The organism is Oceanobacillus indicireducens (assembly GCF_014647195.1).
In the GTDB taxonomy this organism is placed as follows: domain Bacteria; phylum Bacillota; class Bacilli; order Bacillales; family Amphibacillaceae; genus Oceanobacillus; species Oceanobacillus indicireducens.
The window spans coordinates 1-19,372 of record NZ_BMOS01000019.1 but is presented as its reverse complement, the minus strand read 5'-3'; the positions used below and the strand labels follow the sequence as shown (position 1 = coordinate 19,372).

Annotated in this window: 18 protein-coding genes and 1 riboswitch; all 18 genes read right to left on the bottom strand. The window is 42.6% G+C overall.

What is annotated here, in order from left to right; translation table 11 throughout:
* Position 1: 1 nt before the first annotated feature.
* A complete protein-coding gene (locus tag IEX94_RS12835; RefSeq protein WP_188857986.1) occupies positions 2-928 on the bottom strand; it encodes an ABC transporter ATP-binding protein in 927 nt (308 codons plus the stop codon).
* Between the two features lie 17 nt (positions 929-945).
* A complete protein-coding gene (locus tag IEX94_RS12830; RefSeq protein ID WP_188857984.1) occupies positions 946-1,770 on the bottom strand; it encodes an ABC transporter permease in 825 nt (274 codons plus the stop codon).
* A gap of 437 nt (positions 1,771-2,207) precedes the next feature.
* Positions 2,208-3,464, bottom strand: a complete 1,257-nt coding sequence (locus IEX94_RS12825; protein ID WP_188857981.1) for a nucleotide sugar dehydrogenase — start codon at positions 3,462-3,464, stop codon at positions 2,208-2,210.
* A 353-nt stretch (positions 3,465-3,817) separates the two neighbouring features.
* Positions 3,818-5,098, bottom strand: a complete 1,281-nt coding sequence (locus tag IEX94_RS12820) for a glycosyltransferase (RefSeq protein WP_229782713.1) — start codon at positions 5,096-5,098, stop codon at positions 3,818-3,820.
* 14 nt (positions 5,099-5,112) lie between these two features.
* On the bottom strand, positions 5,113-6,306 hold the full coding sequence (locus tag IEX94_RS12815) for a glycosyltransferase family 4 protein (RefSeq protein ID WP_188857979.1): 1,194 nt from the start codon (positions 6,304-6,306) through the stop codon (positions 5,113-5,115).
* Between the two features lie 552 nt (positions 6,307-6,858).
* Positions 6,859-7,818 (bottom strand): 5-oxoprolinase subunit C family protein, encoded by a 960-nt coding sequence (locus tag IEX94_RS12810; protein WP_229782712.1) that lies wholly within the window; start codon positions 7,816-7,818, stop codon positions 6,859-6,861.
* Positions 7,819-8,586 carry a LamB/YcsF family protein gene (locus IEX94_RS12805; RefSeq protein WP_188857977.1) on the bottom strand — a complete coding sequence of 256 codons (768 nt, stop codon included), beginning with the start codon at positions 8,584-8,586 and terminating at the stop codon, positions 7,819-7,821.
* Positions 8,587-8,591: 5 nt separating this feature from the next.
* On the bottom strand, positions 8,592-9,338 hold the full coding sequence (gene pxpB, locus IEX94_RS12800; RefSeq protein ID WP_229782711.1) for a 5-oxoprolinase subunit PxpB: 747 nt from the start codon (positions 9,336-9,338) through the stop codon (positions 8,592-8,594).
* Between the two features lie 39 nt (positions 9,339-9,377).
* Positions 9,378-10,604, bottom strand: a complete 1,227-nt coding sequence (locus IEX94_RS12795; RefSeq protein ID WP_188857975.1) for an NRAMP family divalent metal transporter — start codon at positions 10,602-10,604, stop codon at positions 9,378-9,380.
* A 456-nt stretch (positions 10,605-11,060) separates the two neighbouring features.
* On the bottom strand, positions 11,061-11,873 hold the full coding sequence (locus IEX94_RS12790) for a MetQ/NlpA family ABC transporter substrate-binding protein (RefSeq protein ID WP_188857973.1): 813 nt from the start codon (positions 11,871-11,873) through the stop codon (positions 11,061-11,063).
* Between the two features lie 18 nt (positions 11,874-11,891).
* On the bottom strand, positions 11,892-12,977 hold the full coding sequence (locus tag IEX94_RS12785) for an iron-containing alcohol dehydrogenase family protein (protein WP_188857972.1): 1,086 nt from the start codon (positions 12,975-12,977) through the stop codon (positions 11,892-11,894).
* Between the two features lie 30 nt (positions 12,978-13,007).
* Positions 13,008-14,150, bottom strand: coding sequence for an alpha-hydroxy-acid oxidizing protein (locus IEX94_RS12780; RefSeq protein WP_229782710.1), 1,143 nt, complete (start codon positions 14,148-14,150; stop codon positions 13,008-13,010).
* Positions 14,151-14,183: 33 nt separating this feature from the next.
* The gene (locus IEX94_RS12775; RefSeq protein ID WP_156854325.1) at positions 14,184-14,846 is read right to left on the bottom strand and encodes a methionine ABC transporter permease; all 663 of its coding nucleotides are present in this window, start codon (positions 14,844-14,846) and stop codon (positions 14,184-14,186) included.
* Between the two features lie 5 nt (positions 14,847-14,851).
* Positions 14,852-15,868 carry a methionine ABC transporter ATP-binding protein gene (locus IEX94_RS12770; RefSeq protein ID WP_188857969.1) on the bottom strand — a complete coding sequence of 339 codons (1,017 nt, stop codon included), beginning with the start codon at positions 15,866-15,868 and terminating at the stop codon, positions 14,852-14,854.
* Positions 15,869-16,325: 457 nt separating this feature from the next.
* A riboswitch (SAM riboswitch) is annotated at positions 16,326-16,437 on the bottom strand.
* 79 nt (positions 16,438-16,516) lie between these two features.
* Positions 16,517-17,683, bottom strand: coding sequence for a pyridoxal phosphate-dependent aminotransferase (locus IEX94_RS12765; RefSeq protein WP_308425605.1), 1,167 nt, complete (start codon positions 17,681-17,683; stop codon positions 16,517-16,519).
* Between the two features lie 25 nt (positions 17,684-17,708).
* Positions 17,709-18,497, bottom strand: coding sequence for a carbon-nitrogen family hydrolase (locus IEX94_RS12760; protein ID WP_308425604.1), 789 nt, complete (start codon positions 18,495-18,497; stop codon positions 17,709-17,711).
* A 250-nt stretch (positions 18,498-18,747) separates the two neighbouring features.
* Positions 18,748-18,945: a hypothetical protein gene (locus IEX94_RS12755; protein WP_188857964.1), complete on the bottom strand. Its 198-nt coding sequence runs from the start codon at positions 18,943-18,945 to the stop codon at positions 18,748-18,750.
* 48 nt (positions 18,946-18,993) lie between these two features.
* A partial coding sequence (locus IEX94_RS12750; protein ID WP_188857962.1) for an Rpn family recombination-promoting nuclease/putative transposase occupies positions 18,994-19,372 on the bottom strand: 379 nt, incomplete at its 5' end.

The following is a 19,372-nucleotide window of genomic DNA, read 5'->3' as shown; positions in this document are numbered from 1 at the left end:
ACTAATAACCTAATCCTAAGAGGACCCCCAGTACTGCAACAATCGATAGCATGACCCCGCTTGTGACGAGGTTTCTGATGTTTCTCTTTTTGATGTTTTCTCTTTGTGGAACTAATTCATTGTCTGGTGTACTTGTTTGGCTTGCGAGCATTTTATTTTTATAGGCTACTTTTTCTTCCTGACTTAATTTATTAAACCAGTTAATGAACTGCTGGTATTCTTTTTGTACGTCTCCTGAGTCGCCCATCATCTTCATTTCCCCGTAGTGAATCCAGATTGCTGTATCACAGAATTGCTTCACTTGGGCAGCGGAGTGGCTGATGAAGAAGATGGTCTTGCCGCGCTTTCTAAATTCATTCATTTTCTCTAAACTACGCTGGGCATAGGTAGAGTCACCGACAGATAATGCTTCATCAATGACAAGGACGTCAGGATCCGTATGAACGGAAATGGAAAACCCGAGACGGGAACGCATCCCGCTTGAATAGTTTTTCACTGGTTGCTTAATATAATCACCAATTTCGGCGAATTCAATGATATCCGGTGTGAGACGTTCAATTTCTTCATCTTTTAAACCGTGCATCATACATTTAAGCTGAATGTTTTCAATACCTGTCAGGTTATTGTTTAAACCTGCTGAAATAGCAATCAAGGAAGTCTCTCCATTGATTGTAATTTCACCGCTTGTCGGTTGGATAACGCGGGCAAGCATATTCGAAATGGTTGATTTCCCGGAACCGTTCAATCCGATAATCCCGACACTTTCTCCTTCATACACTTTGAAGGAGACGTCTTTTACAGCGACGAATTCTTTTCGCTGTTTCCTGCGCTTAATCGAAAAGAGTTCCATTAGTTTCTCTTTCTGCTTGGCATGCATTTCGAATGATTTATATACATTTTTAAATTCTACTTTTAATTTCTTTTCCATAAGAAAACCTCATTTAATTATAGATAATCTACGAAATTCTTCCGGAACTGCAAATGGACGCTCGAACCGATGACTAAAATTGTTAGGGTTAAAGCCCAGAAGTAGATAAGATAGAGTGGATCTTCAAAGAACCAGCCTCTCCCCAGGAAGGAATCCCTAAATCCTTCAATAATATAGTAAATCGGGTTCAATTGCAGGACGTCGGCCATCCAGTCTGGAACACGGCCTGCTGACGGGTCCCAAAGGATTGGTGATAAGTACAGAACCATCCGTACCATCGACTGTAGCAACATTTGATAGTCCCGTATTAGCGTTGATATTGTAGAACTAAGTAATGCAAAAGAAAACAGGAAAGCGAACATACTAATGATATAATAGATGATTTGTATGAAATAAATGGTCGGGGTGAACCCGTAAATAAATAGTACGATCATCAGAAGTGTCATTAAGATGAAGAACTGCAAGCTGTTACCGATAATCCGAATCGTCGGAAGTAAGCTGACAGGGAAGTTCATCTTGGAAACCATGTTCACTTTCTGGTAGACACTGTTGGAGCCTTGGATAATGGCTGGGCTGATGAAGAACCAAGGAATGAGTCCCATTAGCATCCACAGGAAAAAGGGAATTTCACCGGTTGATGTTTGTACCGGTTCTCCCCCTCTGATTCCTAAGCCAAATACAAACCAGTAAATGCTTACTTGAATGGCTGGGTTGATGACTTGCCAGAGTGATCCGAGGTAATGTAGTTGGTACATTCCTTTGATTTCAAAGCTGGCCATTCGGAAAATAAGATCTTTATGGTCAAGTTGTTCCTTGACTACTTGTCTTACTGAATTAAACATATGCATTAGCTTCCTTTATTTTTGTAATTTATAGTGGTGTATCAAAGTCAAAGGTTGGGAGTCAATACTAGCTTGAGAAGTAAATCCGAACAAGACATATTGGGTGCCTCTTATCTTGCTCCGGTAATATACATCGCTTTCCGTGGGCGGCTGGTGTTCCTCGACGCACAGGACGAGTTAACGCAGACGTTCCCACATACAAGCGTGTTCTTAGCCTGTCTCGCACGCTTTGCGCTCTGCGAGGTCTCACCACCTAGGCCGTCCGACAAACAGGATGTTCTAGTGCCGGCATTGGTCACAGGACGTGACCAATGCCGGCCCCCACTGAAGTCTCCGTATATTCCCGGAGCTGATAAAGACGTTGTTCGGATTTACATCTAGTTAAACAAAACAAATCTATTGCTTTCTTTAAAAACTCCCCCAACTTCTTCAAGCATTTAGAGATACTCGTATAAATTACCGTAGTTAATGTAGGCAATATCGTCTGAGTGTTTTTGGACGATGTTTTTGGTGTCGAATATTTGTTTGTTGTTCATTTTGTTGAATGCTTCGTCTGTTAGTTCTTTGAATTGGTTGTGGTCGCTTAGGATTAAGACTAAGTTGGATCCGTCAAGTGCTTTGTCTAAGTCTTGTTCGACGAAGCTCAACGAAACGTGCGGATCGTAGGCTACCACTTCATATTCTGATTTTTTGTTTAAGATTTCATAGATTTCCATTGCTGGGCTTTCACGGATATCATCGACGTTTCCTTTATAGGTGAGGCCGAAGATTGTGATTTTCTTACCGTTATGTTTTTTCACAAGACTTTCTGCGGCACTTACTACATATTCCGGCATGGAATTGTTTACGTCACGGGAAAGACTGATGATTTTTGAAGCTTCTGGCGCTTTGGATATGATAAAGTACGGATCGACTGCAAGGCAGTGTCCGCCAACTCCTGGTCCAGGTGTGTGTAAATTAACACGTGGATGTTTGTTCGCCATTTCAATTACTTCTAGCGCGTTGATGCCAAGCTCGTTCGATACTTTCGCAAGTTCGTTTGCCAGAGCAATATTCACGTCACGGTATGTGTTTTCCATTAATTTGGACATTTCTGCTGTACGAGCATTTGTTTTGATGAGTTCACCTTTAACAAATGTACTGTAAACGTCGGCACCTTTATCCGTACAAGCTTCGGTGATTCCACCGACGATCCGGTTGTTGTATATAAGTTCGTGCATGATTTGACCTGGAAGTACGCGCTCTGGGCAATGTACTAGATAGATATCTTCACCGATTGTGAAGCCCGCTTCTTCTAGGCGCGGTTTTACATAGTCATCCATCGTACGTGGTGCGATTGTTGATTCAACGATAACGACATTTCCTTTTTCAAGAACCGGAATCATGTTGTCGATTGCTTGCATAACATACGTGATATCCATTGAACGGTGCTCGTCCGGTTTATTTGGCGTTGGAACGGCGATAATAAATACGTCAGCTTGCTCCGGTGTTAAGGATGCACGGAAGTTTCCTTTTTCCATGGCTTCTTCTAATGCTTCTTGTAAACCTGGCTCTTCTATATGAATGGTTCCATTATTCAACATGTCCACTGCTTCTTTTTTCACATCGACGCCGATTGTTTCTACTCCATAGTTCGCAAACATAATGGAAGTCGGTAGTCCAATATATCCTAATCCGATGGTACATAATTTCACAATGAATTCCTTCTTTCTTTTTAGTATAGATTTTTTGTTAGTTTTGCGTGTTTCAGCAACGTCTAGCTCCAGCGCCCAGCGACTAGCGGACTTCCTTCACCTTCGTACGATAAGTCAACATCGACTCAAGGAGAAAAGGAAGGCCGACTAAGAACGGGACAAGGCCCAACTCACGTCTACCCCTAAAGGGGCATGTTTCCTTTATCTCCTACGGGTAAAATCGGAAGTCCGTACGTCGCTACGACGCACAGGATGTGCTAGTGCAAACGCCCTTCGGTGGGACGAGTAATCGCAGTCCCAGGTGTTGCGAAACAAATCGCGTTTTTAACCTGCAAGGGCGCTTCCACTTTTGATTAGTATTTCTCGTAAACTTCAAGCAGATACTTTTGCTCTATCTCCCAATTATACTTCTTTCGAGCATTTTTGCAATTAGCGCTAAACTCAGAGCGTTTATCAGGGTTTTCAAGCAAATAGTTTACCCCTTTGGCGATTTCCTCCGGTTTGTGCGGGTCGATTGTGACGCCAACCTCACTTTCTTCCACGACTTTTTCAATTTCTGGGAAGTTACAAGCGACGACCGGGACTTCATTCATCATATACTCGAATAATTTATTCGATGAAGCGGACCAGTGGTTGAAGTTGATATTATTCAACACTTGGAACGCGAGATAGGCATTTTTCGTATATTTCGGCAGGTCTCTTACAGGAACCTTTGGAATGAAACGAATGCCATCTTCCAAGTTCCTTTCTTTCACTGTTTGCACAAGACTGTCTTTAATTTTACCATCACCGATGAAGACAAGAGTTCCTTCATTAAATAACGGATAGGCATCAACTAGCTTTTCTAGACCCCTTCCTGCCTGAATTCCCCCTTGATAGAGGAGAATTTTCTCATCTTTAGGGAGCCCAAGTATGCCATGCAAATCAACTTTTCCATCCACTTGCTGGATCTCAAGGGATGGATAATTGTGCAACACATGCGGGTAAAAACCGTAAAGTTCTTCATTAAATTTCGCTCGGGTGTCGTTTTCAACTATCATACTGTCCATACGATTAATGAAAAATTGTTCGAAGCGTTTATACCACGGACTATCATAACCTGTTCTGCTCGTTTGGACCTCATGCGAGTCGTAAATGAGCGGCTTCTTTTTAAAACGCCATTTCGCACTAATATAACCTTGTGGCATAGTATTCAAGTCATTGGAGTGATAGATATCATATTTGCCACGGTGCCCTTTGATGATCATGCGCAGGATTAATGCCCCGCGGATCCAAACGACTCGTACTTTTGTTTTTAATAATAGGCCAACTAGAATTGTTAGCAGAATCGTGATTATTGGGATAAAATAAAGCATCAAACCCCAGACTGCTAGGATTGGAAGAGCTGGCCATTTATGTTTTGCGGTGAAGCGATATGCTTTCTGAAGCAGTTCTAGTGTGACTGGGTATCTGCGCATCCGGTGAACACGGAAATGTTCATTCACTTCTTCATACTGCTTCACGTCCGGGTCATTCGGGTCATCAATACAGATGAGTTCGACGTCATATCCATTCCGGGATAATGTCGTACATTCCCGAAGCACCCTTGCATCATTCGTGAAATGATTCCATACAAACATTCCTACACGTTTCATTTATTTTTCCCTCATTACTTAATAATATCAATTAACTTCTTAATGTTGTTTTCCCAAAGAAAATATTCCTTGACCGTACGGATACCATTTTCCCCGAGTTGCTGTTCGGTTACTTTGTCGTTTTTTAAATCGACAATTTTCGCAACGATTCCCTCGACATCTGCCTGATCGAAGGTGAACCCGGTTTCGTTCTCTGTGATCATATCGGCGGCTGTTCCTTTCACACCGGCAATGATTGGTGTCTTGCATGTCATATAATCGATGATCTTCCCTGGTAAGACGGTGGAAAACACTTCTTCATCATTGAGAAAAGCGACTGCGACATTGCTGTTTTTAATAAGTTCAAGACTTTTCTTTCGCGTTGTCGGTTTATGAACGTGGACGGTGTTTAAATTATTTTCTGCTAAGTAGTTCACAAACTCTTCTGTCCGAACGCCATAACCGATTACATCAAAACGGATTCCTTCCGCGTGCAGCAAATTAGCCACTTGTTTGAGGTGGTCAATATCCTGGGCGAGTCCGAGGTTGCCTGTATAGACGACACGAAATTCCTTTGTCCCCGGTTTCTCTTCCGTAATTTCATACTGGCGGGGGCCGTTCGGCATATACGTGATCGGCTTGTCTTCCTTGAGTTTTACTTTGATATGATCATAGAAGCCGATACTATTGATCACAATGGAGTCTGCCTTTCTGTACATCTTCTTCTCAAGATAGCGGAAGATTTTAATGATCGGTTTATTATGGAAAGTCTTTACTCCAATAAGACTATCCGGCCAAAGATCACGAACTTCAAGAATCAGTTTCGATTTTAAGACGTATTTCCCGATAAAAGCGGAGAATACGATAAAGATTGGCGGTGTACTTACTAATATATAATCGTAGCCGTTCTTTCTCAGTTTCCATAGTTCGAGCAAGAAGCGGTACATGATTTCCAAATAAAAAAATAATCTGCTTAAAATATGATTTTGAAATCGATTATTTTTAATTGGAACTCGTATAATTTTATGTTTTTCTTCGTTTAATGATTCTTCATCCCAAAATTCGCTATCTTTGTACATATTCTTATTCGGGTAAGCCGGTTCGGTCGTTAATACATCTGCATCAATGCCGTTTTCATTCAGCAGTTGATAAATGTTCTTCATCCGATTGCCGGAGCTCCCGATGACGGGATAGAAATTCTGGGTCATGAGTAAAACTTTTTTTGACATGAATGAACGCTCCTAATCGCAAGTAAACACCCTTACTATTTTATCATAAATCTACACATTACGATAATTACAATGCTATTACAAATGAAATTCATATTCTTTATACACAAAGAGGCGAAGACATAACCTTTTCTATGTGATGTACTTCCGAATAAACTCAAGATTCAAGGCACGGTTTACAGCTTAGGGAATATTTTTGCTTTGCGGGTAGCTGGTGAGCCAGATAGATTACGCCTTTAGTCTATGTCATATTTTGTATTCAATTTTTGCTCTTATACTCAACTTTGGCACCTAAATCATTAAAGCAGTTCATCCCTATCAAGCATGATCCGTCAACATCGTGTATAACTAGACATGGTTTAGACAAAAGATTAGTTCTAATGAAAAGCTGATTGATTTCATTCTGCATGAGAGTGTTTCGCTGAAATCTTAAACAGAGTTCCAAATCTGGAGCAGTCCAGATGAGAGCATTGTTTAGCATGAACATGAGGTTAACAAAATTAGAGGCATTATTTGGAGAAATGGGACGAAGGGTCTATCCTGCTCGGTTCGTTAAGGATGGACTCCTTGTCCCACTTGGCTAAGTAATTTTAGCATTCGTTCGCGGCGCATGTATAAATTGTGGGCGAGCCCCAGGCTGACCGCTTCGAAAGTCAATTCTTTTCCTGGCTGAATTTGGGCTAATCTTGGTATGTCTTCTGTTATTACCGTGGCAATCCTTGTGTATCCGCCAGTTGGCTGCCGGTCAGCAAGTAGGATGATGGGCTGGCCATTTGCCGGTACTTGGATTGTTCCGGGGAAGGTTGCATCTGAAATAATATCCGCTCCCTTCGCATGGGTAATCTTCGGCCCAATTAGACGAGTACCCATCCGGTCTGTACGGGACGTCTTCTTGTAGGTTCCTGTTAAAAATGTGCGTATTCCCTGCTTCGTAAAGGACTTGTCGTCGGGACCAAGAATAACGCGAATTCTCCTTGGTTTATCATAATCTGGTACTAGATTAGGGTGGAGCTGCCTTCCAGAACATCCCAAAACAGGATCCCCAGTTGGAAGGACGTCACCTTTTACAAGATATTGGCCATCCAATCCACCGATTTTTGCTTTGACATAGGTTGAGCGACTTCCCATAATTCTTGGTGTTTGTATGCCGCCACTCACTGCGATATAAGCATAAGAACCTGTGACAGGTTTTCCAAAGGATAGGATTTGTCCTTCAGAAAGGCGATATGATTTCCACAACTGAATCGTTTTACCGTCAATTGTTGGAGACAGGTCGGCACCGCAAATTGCAATGACCGTGTCTTTTAAAAAGCGTAGTTTCGGTCCCATTAACACGACTTCTAGACCTGCTGCACTTCGCCTGTTCCCAACAAGGATATTTCCAATCTGAAGAGCAAAGTGATCCATGGCACCTGCAACTACCATTCCCAGTTGCTGATAACCACTCCGACCTAAATCCTGCACAGATGTTGCGAGACCGGGCTTCAACACTTCAATCATTCTCTTTTCCATTTACTTCCCCACTCTTTTTATCGTAATCCCATTTTTGACTAATCCTTGTTGCAGTTCCATCACAAAGGCAAGTGCCGCATCTGTATCGCCATGAACACAGATCGTATCTGCGGTGATTGACACATCACTTCCATCTACAGCTTCTACTTTTCCATCCTTCACCATCCGGATTACCCGATCCACTGCTTGTTTAGGATCTTCAATCATTGCATTTGCTTCCCTCCGTGGTGTGAGTGACCCATCCGGCTGATAAGTGCGGTCGGCAAAAACTTCATTCGCAACTTGGAGACCAACCGCTTCCCCTGCTTTCACAAGCTCACTGCCTGCAAGTCCAAACAGGATAAGATTCGGATCGAAATCATAAACTGCATGAGCGATAGCCTGGGCCCGCTGGAAGTCTTTCGCTGCAAGATTATACAATGCCCCGTGCGGTTTCACATGACTCAATTCCTGATCAAATAGCTTTGCAAAAGACTGGACGGCACCAATCTGATAAACGATAAGATTATAGATTTCTTTAGGGTCCACATGAAGTAGGCGTCTGCCAAATCCCTGCAAATCCTGGAACCCAGGATGGACACCGATTCCGACATTGTTTTCGGCCGCCATTTTTACAGCGCGTGCAATCACATTGTGATCACCTGCATGGAAGCCCGCTGCAATATTTGCTGAAGTAATATATTTCATAACTGCATCATCTTGACCAATTTGGTACGCACCAAAGCTTTCGCCTAAATCACTATTTATATCGACGAGATATTTTTCCAAGCCTTTCACTCCCCTCTGTATTGTTCCACTTTCGGCTCATAAGTTCCAAGTGATACAGCTGTCTGAATTTCCTCATATTCTGTTTTTGTTATAGAGGAGAAACGAATATAATTCCCTGCTCGAAGTAAAATGGGTTGCCTATCGAATGGATTATATAATTTCACTGGAGTTCTTCCGATAATTCGCCAGCCTCCAGGGCTTTCCATTGAATAGATTCCCGTTTGGGCACCAGCTATCCCTACAGCTCCTGCTGGAACCTTTGCCCGGGGAGATGCATGCCGTGGGGTAGCGATTTCTTTTGACATCCCCCCAAGATATGGAAATCCCGGAGAGAATCCCATCATATAGATAAGATAATTGGTACCCGTATGAATCTGAATTGCTTCTTTGGTGGTAAGTCCATTATGTTCAGCGACAAATCCAAGGTCGGGACCATATTCCTCCCCATAGTAGACAGGTATCTCCGTAACTAGCGGTGGAGGCAATTCGACGAGTGAATGTTTTTCATAAAGGGATTTCATACGATTCACTAAGGAATCGTATGAAATCAAAAATGGATCATAATAAATCGACAATGCTGTATAGGCTGGAATCCATTCGATGATTCCCGGAATATTTTCCTTCTCCAAGAGAACAGAGAAATGACGAATACGCTCGTTCGTCTTTTTTGAAATCGCAGTTCCTAGTTGGATTCGAATTCCCCTATCACCGTACATACTGATTTCAAACATTGCTTTCACCATTTCTGTCATGATTTCACGTTTACCATGTGTATTCTTATTCTATCATGATTAGAATAGCTGTGGGATCATTTGAATCAATGTGCGGACTCCGAGTATTGTAGTTAAGATGACAACGAGCGCTCCAAATATCGTCAACCACACCGGGTGTTTGTAGTCTCCTATAATCTTCTTGTTATGGGCTGCAAGCAGCATAGAGCCTAATACGAGTGGCAGAATCAAGCCATTTACCGCTCCCGCAAGAACAAGCAAGGTTGTAGCTTCACCAATCGTCACAAATACGAATGTTGAAATGATAATAAATGCGATGATCCAGTATTTATGAAATTTATCAATGACCGGATGGAAGGTGCGCAAGAAGGATACGGATGTATATGCCGCTCCTATGACGGAGGTGATACCCGCAACCCATAGAACGATCCCAAATAATCGGTAACCAATATCACCAGCGGCTGATTGGAAAACAGTTGCTGCAGGATTGCTCGGATCAAGGGCAACTCTTTGAGAAACAACTCCTAACACCGCTAGGAAAAGTAAAATCCGGACGAGTGAAGCGACACTAATACCGAGTACAGCCGTTCTTTTCACTTCGGGAATCGATTCCTTACCTTTAATTCCTGCATCGAGTAACCGGTGGCCTCCAGAAAACGTGATATACCCACCAACCGTACCACCAACAATTGTAATAATCGCGTACACATCAAGCTCAAGTGGAACGAACGTCCGATAAATCGCTTCCCCCATCGGTGGTTGACTCACGAACATGACATAACCTATCAAAAGGACTAACAATGCTCCTAAAACATTTACAATCCTGTCCATTGCCGCTCCAGCTTCTTTTGATAGGAATATGAAGATTGCAAATGCAGCAGAAATCAATGCTCCGACTGTTGGATCTATTCCTAGTACAACGTTAACTCCTAAGCCTGCCCCGCCAATATTTCCGATATTAAAGGCAAGACCACCAATAACGATAAAGATGGCGACAACGAACCCTAACCCTGGCAAAACTTTATTCGCAATTTCCTGACCGCGCAGTCCTGAAACACTAATAATACGCCATACATTAAGCTGTGCACCTATATCTAATAGAATCGAAATGAATATGACAAAACCGAAGCTTGCCAAAAGCGATTCTGTGAATACTGCTGTTTGTGTGAGGAATCCCGGCCCCACTGCAGACGTTGCCATTAAAAACGCCGCTCCAATGAGGGATCTTCTACGAGCCTTCTGATCCTTCACGGAAAGTAATGTGTTTTCTTGTTTTAAATTTGACATGTTGACCTCCTTGAATTTCTAGTTGTTTGTCAAATACAGCGCATGATAAAAAACTTGTCAGTATCTTTAGTATGCTTCTTTGTTCCTGACTAGTTACATTTCTTTCAAAAAAGCAAAACCAAAGATTCGACAAGTCGAAAATATAATATAAGTAATATAACAAGGTCATGCAAGTTTGAAAATCGAGTTACGATATCACATAATATTGAGAAAACTTTGCATTGAAAAATGGCTAATCTTCATGCCAGTACAGAATAGACTGTGGATGGATCATGCGATTGAAAAGTTCAACTTAATTGATTGTTGATTATATATAGGGGGCAATATCCGAACTAGGGAAAGGAGCTTTCGGACGTTGAGAATTCCAATACTTAAAAACTGTCAAAAAAATAGCGGGTAAAATCATATTTTGATGATCTTACCCACTACTTTTACATTCAATTTCTGTCCAACTACCTACCAACCAGGAATGATCGATCCTCCATACGTTTCTTCAACAAATTGCTCCACTTCATCCGATTGATAAATATCGATGAACTGTTGAACGGCTGGATCGTCTTCGTTTTCTTTGCGTACCGCAATCAAGTTAACAAAAGTGGAATCTTGTTCAATGAAAATCGAGTCTTCTCCAGGTACAAGTCCTGCTTCCATTGCAAAGTTCGAGTTGATTGCTGCGATATCCACTTCACCAAGCTGACGCGGAATTTGTGCAGAATCGAGCTCAATAAATTCATAGTTATGTTCATTTTCTGCGATATCATTGACAGTAGCGTTTACGCCAAGTCCTTCTTCTAGCGTGATTAAGCCAGCTTGTTCAAATAATAATAATGCACGTCCACTATTTGTCGGGTCACTTGGAAGACCAATACTTGCACCGTCTTCTAAATCAGCTATATCTGTAACTTTCTCAGAATAAATTCCCATTGGGAAAGTAATCGTATCGGCAACTTTTACTAAATCCAGGCCACGTTCTTCATTCATATGATCAAAAAATGGCTCCGTTTGGAAACTGTTGATATCGAGTTCCCCTTCCGATAGACTCACGTTCGGCATTACATAATCACTGAATGACACAATTTCAATCGTCAAGTCTTCCTCTTCCGCAAGCTCTTTCACTTTTTCTAAAACTTCTTCATGCGGTCCTGCTGTTACTCCAACAACGAGTTTTCCATCTTCGAGCAGTCCTTCCCCTTCATCCGAGCCGCCGCCACAAGCAGCGAATAGAATTAATACACTTGCAAGTATTGCTGTTAATAATGTCTTTTTCATTTATTTCCCCTCATTCTTTCATATTTTATTTTCGACATAGAAGATTGCTTTTTCTAACATGTCTTCTGTCACTTTTTCTTCCATTAAATGGATTGATTCTTGTGGAAGTAAAATCTTTTTAATGATCCTTCCTAGTAATTCCGTGTCCTTTACATCTACGGATAAATCTTTTAATGATGTTGGAAGTTCCCATTCTTTATAAAACTGCAGCAGTTTGTCGAGTTCTTCCTCTTTTCCTTCTATCGCAAGTTGGACTAACGTACCGTAAGCAACAATCGATCCGTGCAAGAAATCTTTGACACTAGGTGCCTCCGTTAAACCGTTATGAACCGAGTGGGCCCCGGCAATCCTGCCCGCTTTTTCACCGAAGCCACCGACCATGCCGCCTGTCATAATAATCGTTTCGATGACGCGGGCAAGTGCGTCGGTAACTTCTTGCTTCGAAACCGATTCAAGTGCAGCTTTTCCGTCTTTTAATAAAATATCGCGGCATGCTCTTGCAGCGAACTGGGAAACTTGCAACCAAACTGGGAATTCTTGATTCTTGTAAAAACTGCGAACTAACGCGTCTGCTTCATAGTATTTTGCCAAAGTGTCACCGATCCCAGCCTTCAAAAATCGAATCGGTGAAGCTGCAATGATTGCTGGTTCAATCAGGACGAGCGTGTTCGCTACCGGGAACTCGGTATAGTGGGAATGAGTTCCGTCCGCTTCATAGAATACGCTAAGCGGTGTCCAGGCGGCACAGGTCGCTGCGATTGTCGGTATTAGAACCGACTTGATTCCAGCTTGGACGGCTGCTGCTTTTGCAATATCGAGTGCAGTCCCTCCGCCGATACCGATGACAGCATCCGCTTTTTCTTTTTCGCACATTGCTGCTAATTGTTCGCTCGTTTCTAATGTGCAAGGACCATCGACGAATGTTAATGCTTGGTGATCCAATTCTTCCGGAAGATAGGGTGATGTCGCTTGCCATGCCTTTCTGCCACTTACAATATGAATATTTTTTACACCTAAATCTGCCAGATGCGTCGGTAATTCTTTTAAAACACCGGAACCGGTCCGGTAATGGCCTGGTGCTCCTTTTACAATTGCTGTTGCCATCTAACGTGCTCCTTTTTTCGCCTACTTCGCTTAATCTTTCAAAATATGAATATTTCGCGCTGCCTTGACACTCGACGCTCCGGCAAGCGCAAGGGAGGATCTTGTCTGCTGCATAAAGTTTGTGAGTACTTTTTCAACACCGGCTTGTCCAGCGAGGGCTAGCCCATATGCGTAAGGTCTGCCGAGTAAAACCGCGTCGGCACCTAGCGCAAGTGCTTTAACGACATCTGCTCCGCGGCGAATGCCACTATCGATTAAAATCGGGACTTCCCCTCCAACCTCTTCTACAACTGCTGGGAGCGCGTCAATGCTAGAGATGACACCATCTAACTGCCGACCGCCATGGTTGGAAACGATAATGCCATCGACCCCGTTTTCAATCGCGAGTCTTGCATCTGTCGGATGTAGGATTCCTTTTAATAAAACCGGGAGAGATGTGCGTTTCTTCAGTTCAGCAACATGCTTCCAGCTTAACTTCGGATGGTAAATGTTTTGCAAAATTTCTTCTACGACAGATGCCTCGTCGTCCTGCTTTAATGTGGATAGAAAGGCACTATCTGTAATATAATTCGCTTTTCCGTAGCCTGCTTTCAGCGGTGAGAATCGGTTCGTCATGTCCTCCTCGCGCCAGCCGAACATTGTTGTATCGATAGTAAGGACGATTGCTTGATAGCCTGCTTCTTCTGCACGCTTTACCATATTAAAGGAAATATTTTCGTTATTGGACCAGTACAACTGGAACCATTTTGGACTACCTTCTGAAACCTCTGCCACTTCCTCGATTGCGTAACTGGAAACCGTGCTTTGTATATAAGGTACATCCAATTTCGCAGCTGCTTTTGCAACCGCAAGTTCCGCTTCTTCATGCGTAGTTTTCAGCATTCCGATCGGAGCGAGCAAAAATGGGTGGCGGTACGTATGACCAAATAGCTCAATACTTGTATCCACGTTGGAGACATCATTTAAATATTGGGGCAGAATAGAATATTTCTCGAATGAAGCGGTGTTTTTCCGCAACGTCTCCTCCCCTCCGCCTCCTGAGCGGGTGTATCCAAATGCATTTTTCGACATTTTTTCTTTCGCTTTTGCCTCTAATTCTTCTACACGAAAAGGAAAAGTCTCCGTTGTTTCTAGGTTCGTAATGAATGCATCTTTCGGCTTTGTAGTCGTCAAGACTTCTACCTCCTAAAGTTGGCTTTCTTCCGTTTAATCCTTTTTCAAACGTGCAGCGATCCGGTTACCAAGGGACTGGATTCCTTGGACGAGGATGATTAAGATAAAGACCGTTGCATACATGACATCTACTTCATAACGTAAGTGTCCGAAACGATACGCAAGATCTCCGAGTCCCCCTGCACCGACTAGACCGGCCATTGCGGTCGCACCGATCAAGCTGATTGTAACAATTGTTAAGCCTAAAACGATGGATGGACGTGCTTCCCGAAGCATGACACTCCAGATGATTTTATGTGTTTTAATCCCCATTGCTTTATATGCTTCAATAATTCCGCTATCCACTTCGAGTAGAGAACTTTCCAGTAAGCGTGCAAGATATGGTGCGGTGTAAATAACGAGTGGAACGATAACACCTTGCACGCCAATCGTTGTGCCGACCAAGAATTTCGTAAATGGCAGAATAAAGAATAATAGAATAATAAACGGAATCGAGCGGACTATGTTTATAACGAGATTCAATAATTGATAGACGAATTTATTTTCCAATGATTGTCCCGGGCGTGTCAGTACAACAAGTATGCCTAAAGGCACCCCAATCAAAATCGCAAAAAATAAGGAAATGATGACCATTTGAAACGTTTCAATGATAGCTTGGCCAATAATAGGCAGCCATTGTTCGATAAAGTTTTCCATTTTATTTATTCACCCTCCACTTCTTCTGTTACGACCCCTTGATCGTTTAAGAACGTTAAGGAGGCATTGATTTGATCCTGTTCACCAACAAGATGAATGATCAGATTTCCGACGATTCCGTTTTTCAATTCCATAATATTCGCCGTTAAAATATTCGGCTTCACTTTAAACTTCTCAATCACTTGTGCAAGTAAAGGCTCCCCGGCACTCTCTCCAATAAAGGTCAGGCTTGTCACCGTACCATTTAGTTTCAATTGGTTGATGAGTGATGCGGATAATTTACGCTGGGAAATCGTATCTAAAAACTTCTTTGTCGTCTTATGACGGGGATCGGTGAACAATTCGATACTGGAGCGCTGTTCAACGATTTCTCCATTTTCAAGAACCGACACGTCGTCACAAATCTTCTGAATAACACTCATTTCGTGGGTAATGAGTAAGATGGTTATCCCAAGTTCTTTGTTAATCTTAAGGAGTAAATCAAGAATTGAATTAGTTGTTTCGGGGTCAAGGGCACTTGTCGCCTCGTCGCTCAGCAGGATTTCTGGTTCCTGTGATAATGCGCGTGCAATGGCTACCCGCTGCTTCTGTCCACCAGATAATTGAGAAGGATAGCTGTCCTCTCTGTCTCCTAAATCAACAATTTTCAAATATTTTTCTACACGTTCTTTCACTTCTGTTTTGTTAAGCCCTAGAAGTCTTAGTGGTGTTGCTACGTTCTCATAAACGGTTGCAGTCTTCATGAGATTGAAATGCTGGAAAATCATTCCGATCTTCTGTCTCATTTTCCGCAAATTTTCATTTGATAGGGCTGTTAGCTCTGTGCCATTGATTGTTACCGTTCCACTGTTCGGCTTTTCCAGTAAATTGACGAGCCGGATTAAGGTACTTTTACCAGCACCACTGTAGCCAATGACACCGTGGATTTCACCTTTTTTTACATGAAGGTTAACATTGTTTACCGCTGTAACATTCCCATTTTTAGATGGGAATACCTTCGTGATGTTCTCTAATTTGATCATCTATCTACCTTTCCCTTCCAATCGTCTTTAGATTAAGAAATAGTTGGTATAAACAAAGGCGGAAGCGCCCTTGCAGGTTAAAAACGCGACGTCCTGTCGCAACACCTGCACTAGCACATCCTGTGCGTCGTAGCAACGTACAAACTGGAGCACTCCGGAATGAGATAAAGGAACCATGCTCCTTCAGCGGTATCCCGCCGTTGGGCTTTAGCCCGAATTTAAACGGCCCTCCTTTAGTTTTGAGCCGATGTTGACTTATCGATTGGAGGAGTGTGAAGTTTGGGAATGCGCACTGCTCGTCCCACCAAAAGATCTGCTAGTTGCTGGGCGCAGAGCGGACGTGGCTGGCCCTGGACACCTAAGTTATCACAACACTTTTACTTTATAGTTGCTTATACAATAAAAATAGCCTCTCTTTTCTAAAGAAAGAGAGGCTTTGTATGTATTCAGAGGTCCTCTCTTATCTTTCAAAACATCACGTTTTGCTGGAATTAGCACCTCTTTTATGGTTGACATAAAAAGGTTGCCGAGCTTCATCGGGCCAGTCCCTCAGCTACTCTTGATAAGAGATAAAACTATTTAATTATATTGATATAGACTACAGCAAAAGTTACGTGTCGTCAACTCTTATTTTAGTAATCTTTCAGACTAAGAGAAAAGTTTAAGTTTTTCAATCCGTTCGACTGCTTCTTCAAGACGGGCTTCATCAACTAGTAAACCGATCCGGATATAACCTTCCCCGTACGTCCCGAAGCCATTTCCGGCGGCGACAGCAACATCAGCCTTTTCCAGTAGCAAATCAGCAAATTGCTCACTTGTATACCCACTCGGAACCGGCAGCCATGCAAAGAACGAGCCACTAGGAGCTTCAACTTCCCAACCAATCCGTTTACATGCCGCGATTAATGCATTCCTGCGCCCTTCATACAGCTCGACTAATTCCTCCACACTTGATTGCTCTGCAGTTAAGGCAACAGCCGCCGCATGTTGGACTGCGGGGAACAGACTAACGAATAAATGATCTTGCAGGAGATTGATCGCTTCAATCATTTTCGCGTTCCCAACAGCAAATCCTACTCGCCAACCGGCCATATTGTATGTTTTCGATAAGGTATAAAGCTCGATCCCGATATCTTTAGCGCCCTCTACCTCGAGGAAACTAACCGGTTTTTTCCCGTCAAAGCCTATTGCACCGTAAGCAATATCATGGACGATACCGATACCGTGCTCCTTGCCTAACTGTGCCGTCTCTTCGAAAAATTCTTTGGAAGCGATGGCTCCTGTAGGATTATTCGGATAATTTAAGTAAAGTAATTTCGCTTCTTCTAATTGTTTCGGCGTGAGCTTGTCATAGTCTGGTAAGAATGCATTTTCTCGAAGTAATGGCATTACTTCATGCCGAACATTCGCAAGCTTGACGCCAGATAGATAGTCCGGGTAGCCTGGATCTGGCAGTAACAGCATGTCGCCTTCGTTCATTAAGGCGAGGGGTAGTTCGACTAAGCCAATCTTCGTCCCAAATAAAACAGCTACTTCCGCTTCCGGGTCTAAATCGACATTGTATTCCCGCTTATAGAAATCGGCTGCTGCTCGTTTCAATTCCGCTGTGCCACGAAACGGCGAGTATTTATGTGAATTTGGGTCTGCGGCAGCTTCTTGCAAAGCTTGCACAATATTGGGTGGAGTTGGTTGATCCGGGTTCCCTTGCCCCAAATTAATGACATCGCGACCTTCTGCGTATGCTTTTGTCACTTTTTCTACGAGAGTTGCAAAAAATTGAACGGGCAACTCCTTTAGGCGATTCGAAAATTCCATTGACATAACCTCTTTATTTGTATATTTAATATAACTCTGGGACACGGCTTTCAAAGATTGGGACACTTTTTCTGACTTCAATTACCCTGTCCGGATTGATTGTGCCTCGTAATGTTTCTTCTTTATCTTCTGAACCTTTTACGAGAACATCTCCCCAAGGGTCTGCGATTAAAGAAGTTCCGGTGTATTCAACCTCATTCAGGGTGCCGACATTGTTTGCAGATACGACATACATTTGGTTTTCAATTGCGCGGGCTATTTGCAGGTTAACCCAATGATTGGTACGCGGTTTCGGCCATTCGGCAGGGATAAATAATACTTGCGCCCCGTCTAACGCCAACTTGCGCGTGAGTTCTGGAAAACGCAGGTCATAGCAAATAATGACACCCATCCGAATCCCATCGAGTTCAAAAGTTTGCACTTTTTCCTTGCCACCAGTCAAGTATGCTGGTTCGTTCAACATCGGTACGAGGTGCATCTTGCTATATTCATAAACAAGGTTGCCGGCGCGGTCAAAAACAAGACTCGTATTATATAATTTGTCATCCACTTTATTCGCAATCGAGCCACCGACAATATTAATCTTGTATTCCTTCGCCAATTCACTTAAAAAAGATTTAGTAGGCTCTAATGCATCATCTGCAATTGTTTGGAGCTCTTCCAGCACATAGGATGTTGTCCACATTTCCGGCAATAGGATGATGTCTGGCTTATCATTCTTTACTTCTGATCCAACCCAACGCTTCACCTTTTCCCTGTTATCATGCGGGGAACCTGGTACAAGTTCCATTTGGTAAACAGCAACTTTCATCATATCCATCCCCTTTCAAATATATATCATATTAGCACACTTCCACCTATCATACATAAAAAACATGGACAGAATATCGTCCATGTTTCCGCTGGGACATTGGGGTTGGTGGGACATTGGGGTCAGAGCGAGTGTCCCAGTTATGAGCGGGACATCGGGGTCAGTGCAAGTGTCCCAGTTATGATTAAGATAGTATGGAACGCTTGGTTACGCTTGATCAGGTCGGCTTCATACCATTTGGTACGCAGTAAAATTATTCTTTAACATTGCTGGCGATTTTTTGGATTTCTTCTTGTGATAGACCAGTTATTTCTTCGATGATATGAGGATCTAAGCCTTTTTTTATCGAGTTTTTAACCAGTATTTCTTCCATTTCCTTTTTACCTTGTTTTTTACCTTCCTCTTTACCTAGTTCTTTACCTTCCTCACGAAACATATCAGCCAGGCTCATAATAATTTTGCTCCCTTCTGGATAACTGTTATTAATTTTTTCCGTAATTTAATCCGTATTTCCCAGTGTGACATTCGTCGCCGCGCTGAAAATATAGTACAGCTTCGTCTCAAAGTATTCCATACCCGTCTGTTTATCATCCAACTCCTGCAAATAAGAAATACTTCTTTCAAGGATCCTAAGCAATTCTTGAACCGATTCCGCCTTACGAATATCGCGGAACATCGTAATTAAAATCCGGATACGAGCTTCACCCTTGATTTCTTCATCTGGAAAATTAGTGAAATCAAAAAGCAAAAATTTGTAGTTGGGAATAAATTGACGTATTTCCCGCGGCAAGTCATCATAATTTGCAATTGCCTTACGAAGCATATCGGAAGTATTCCAACTTGTGTTTCCGTGATACATAACTAAAGGAATAACGGGT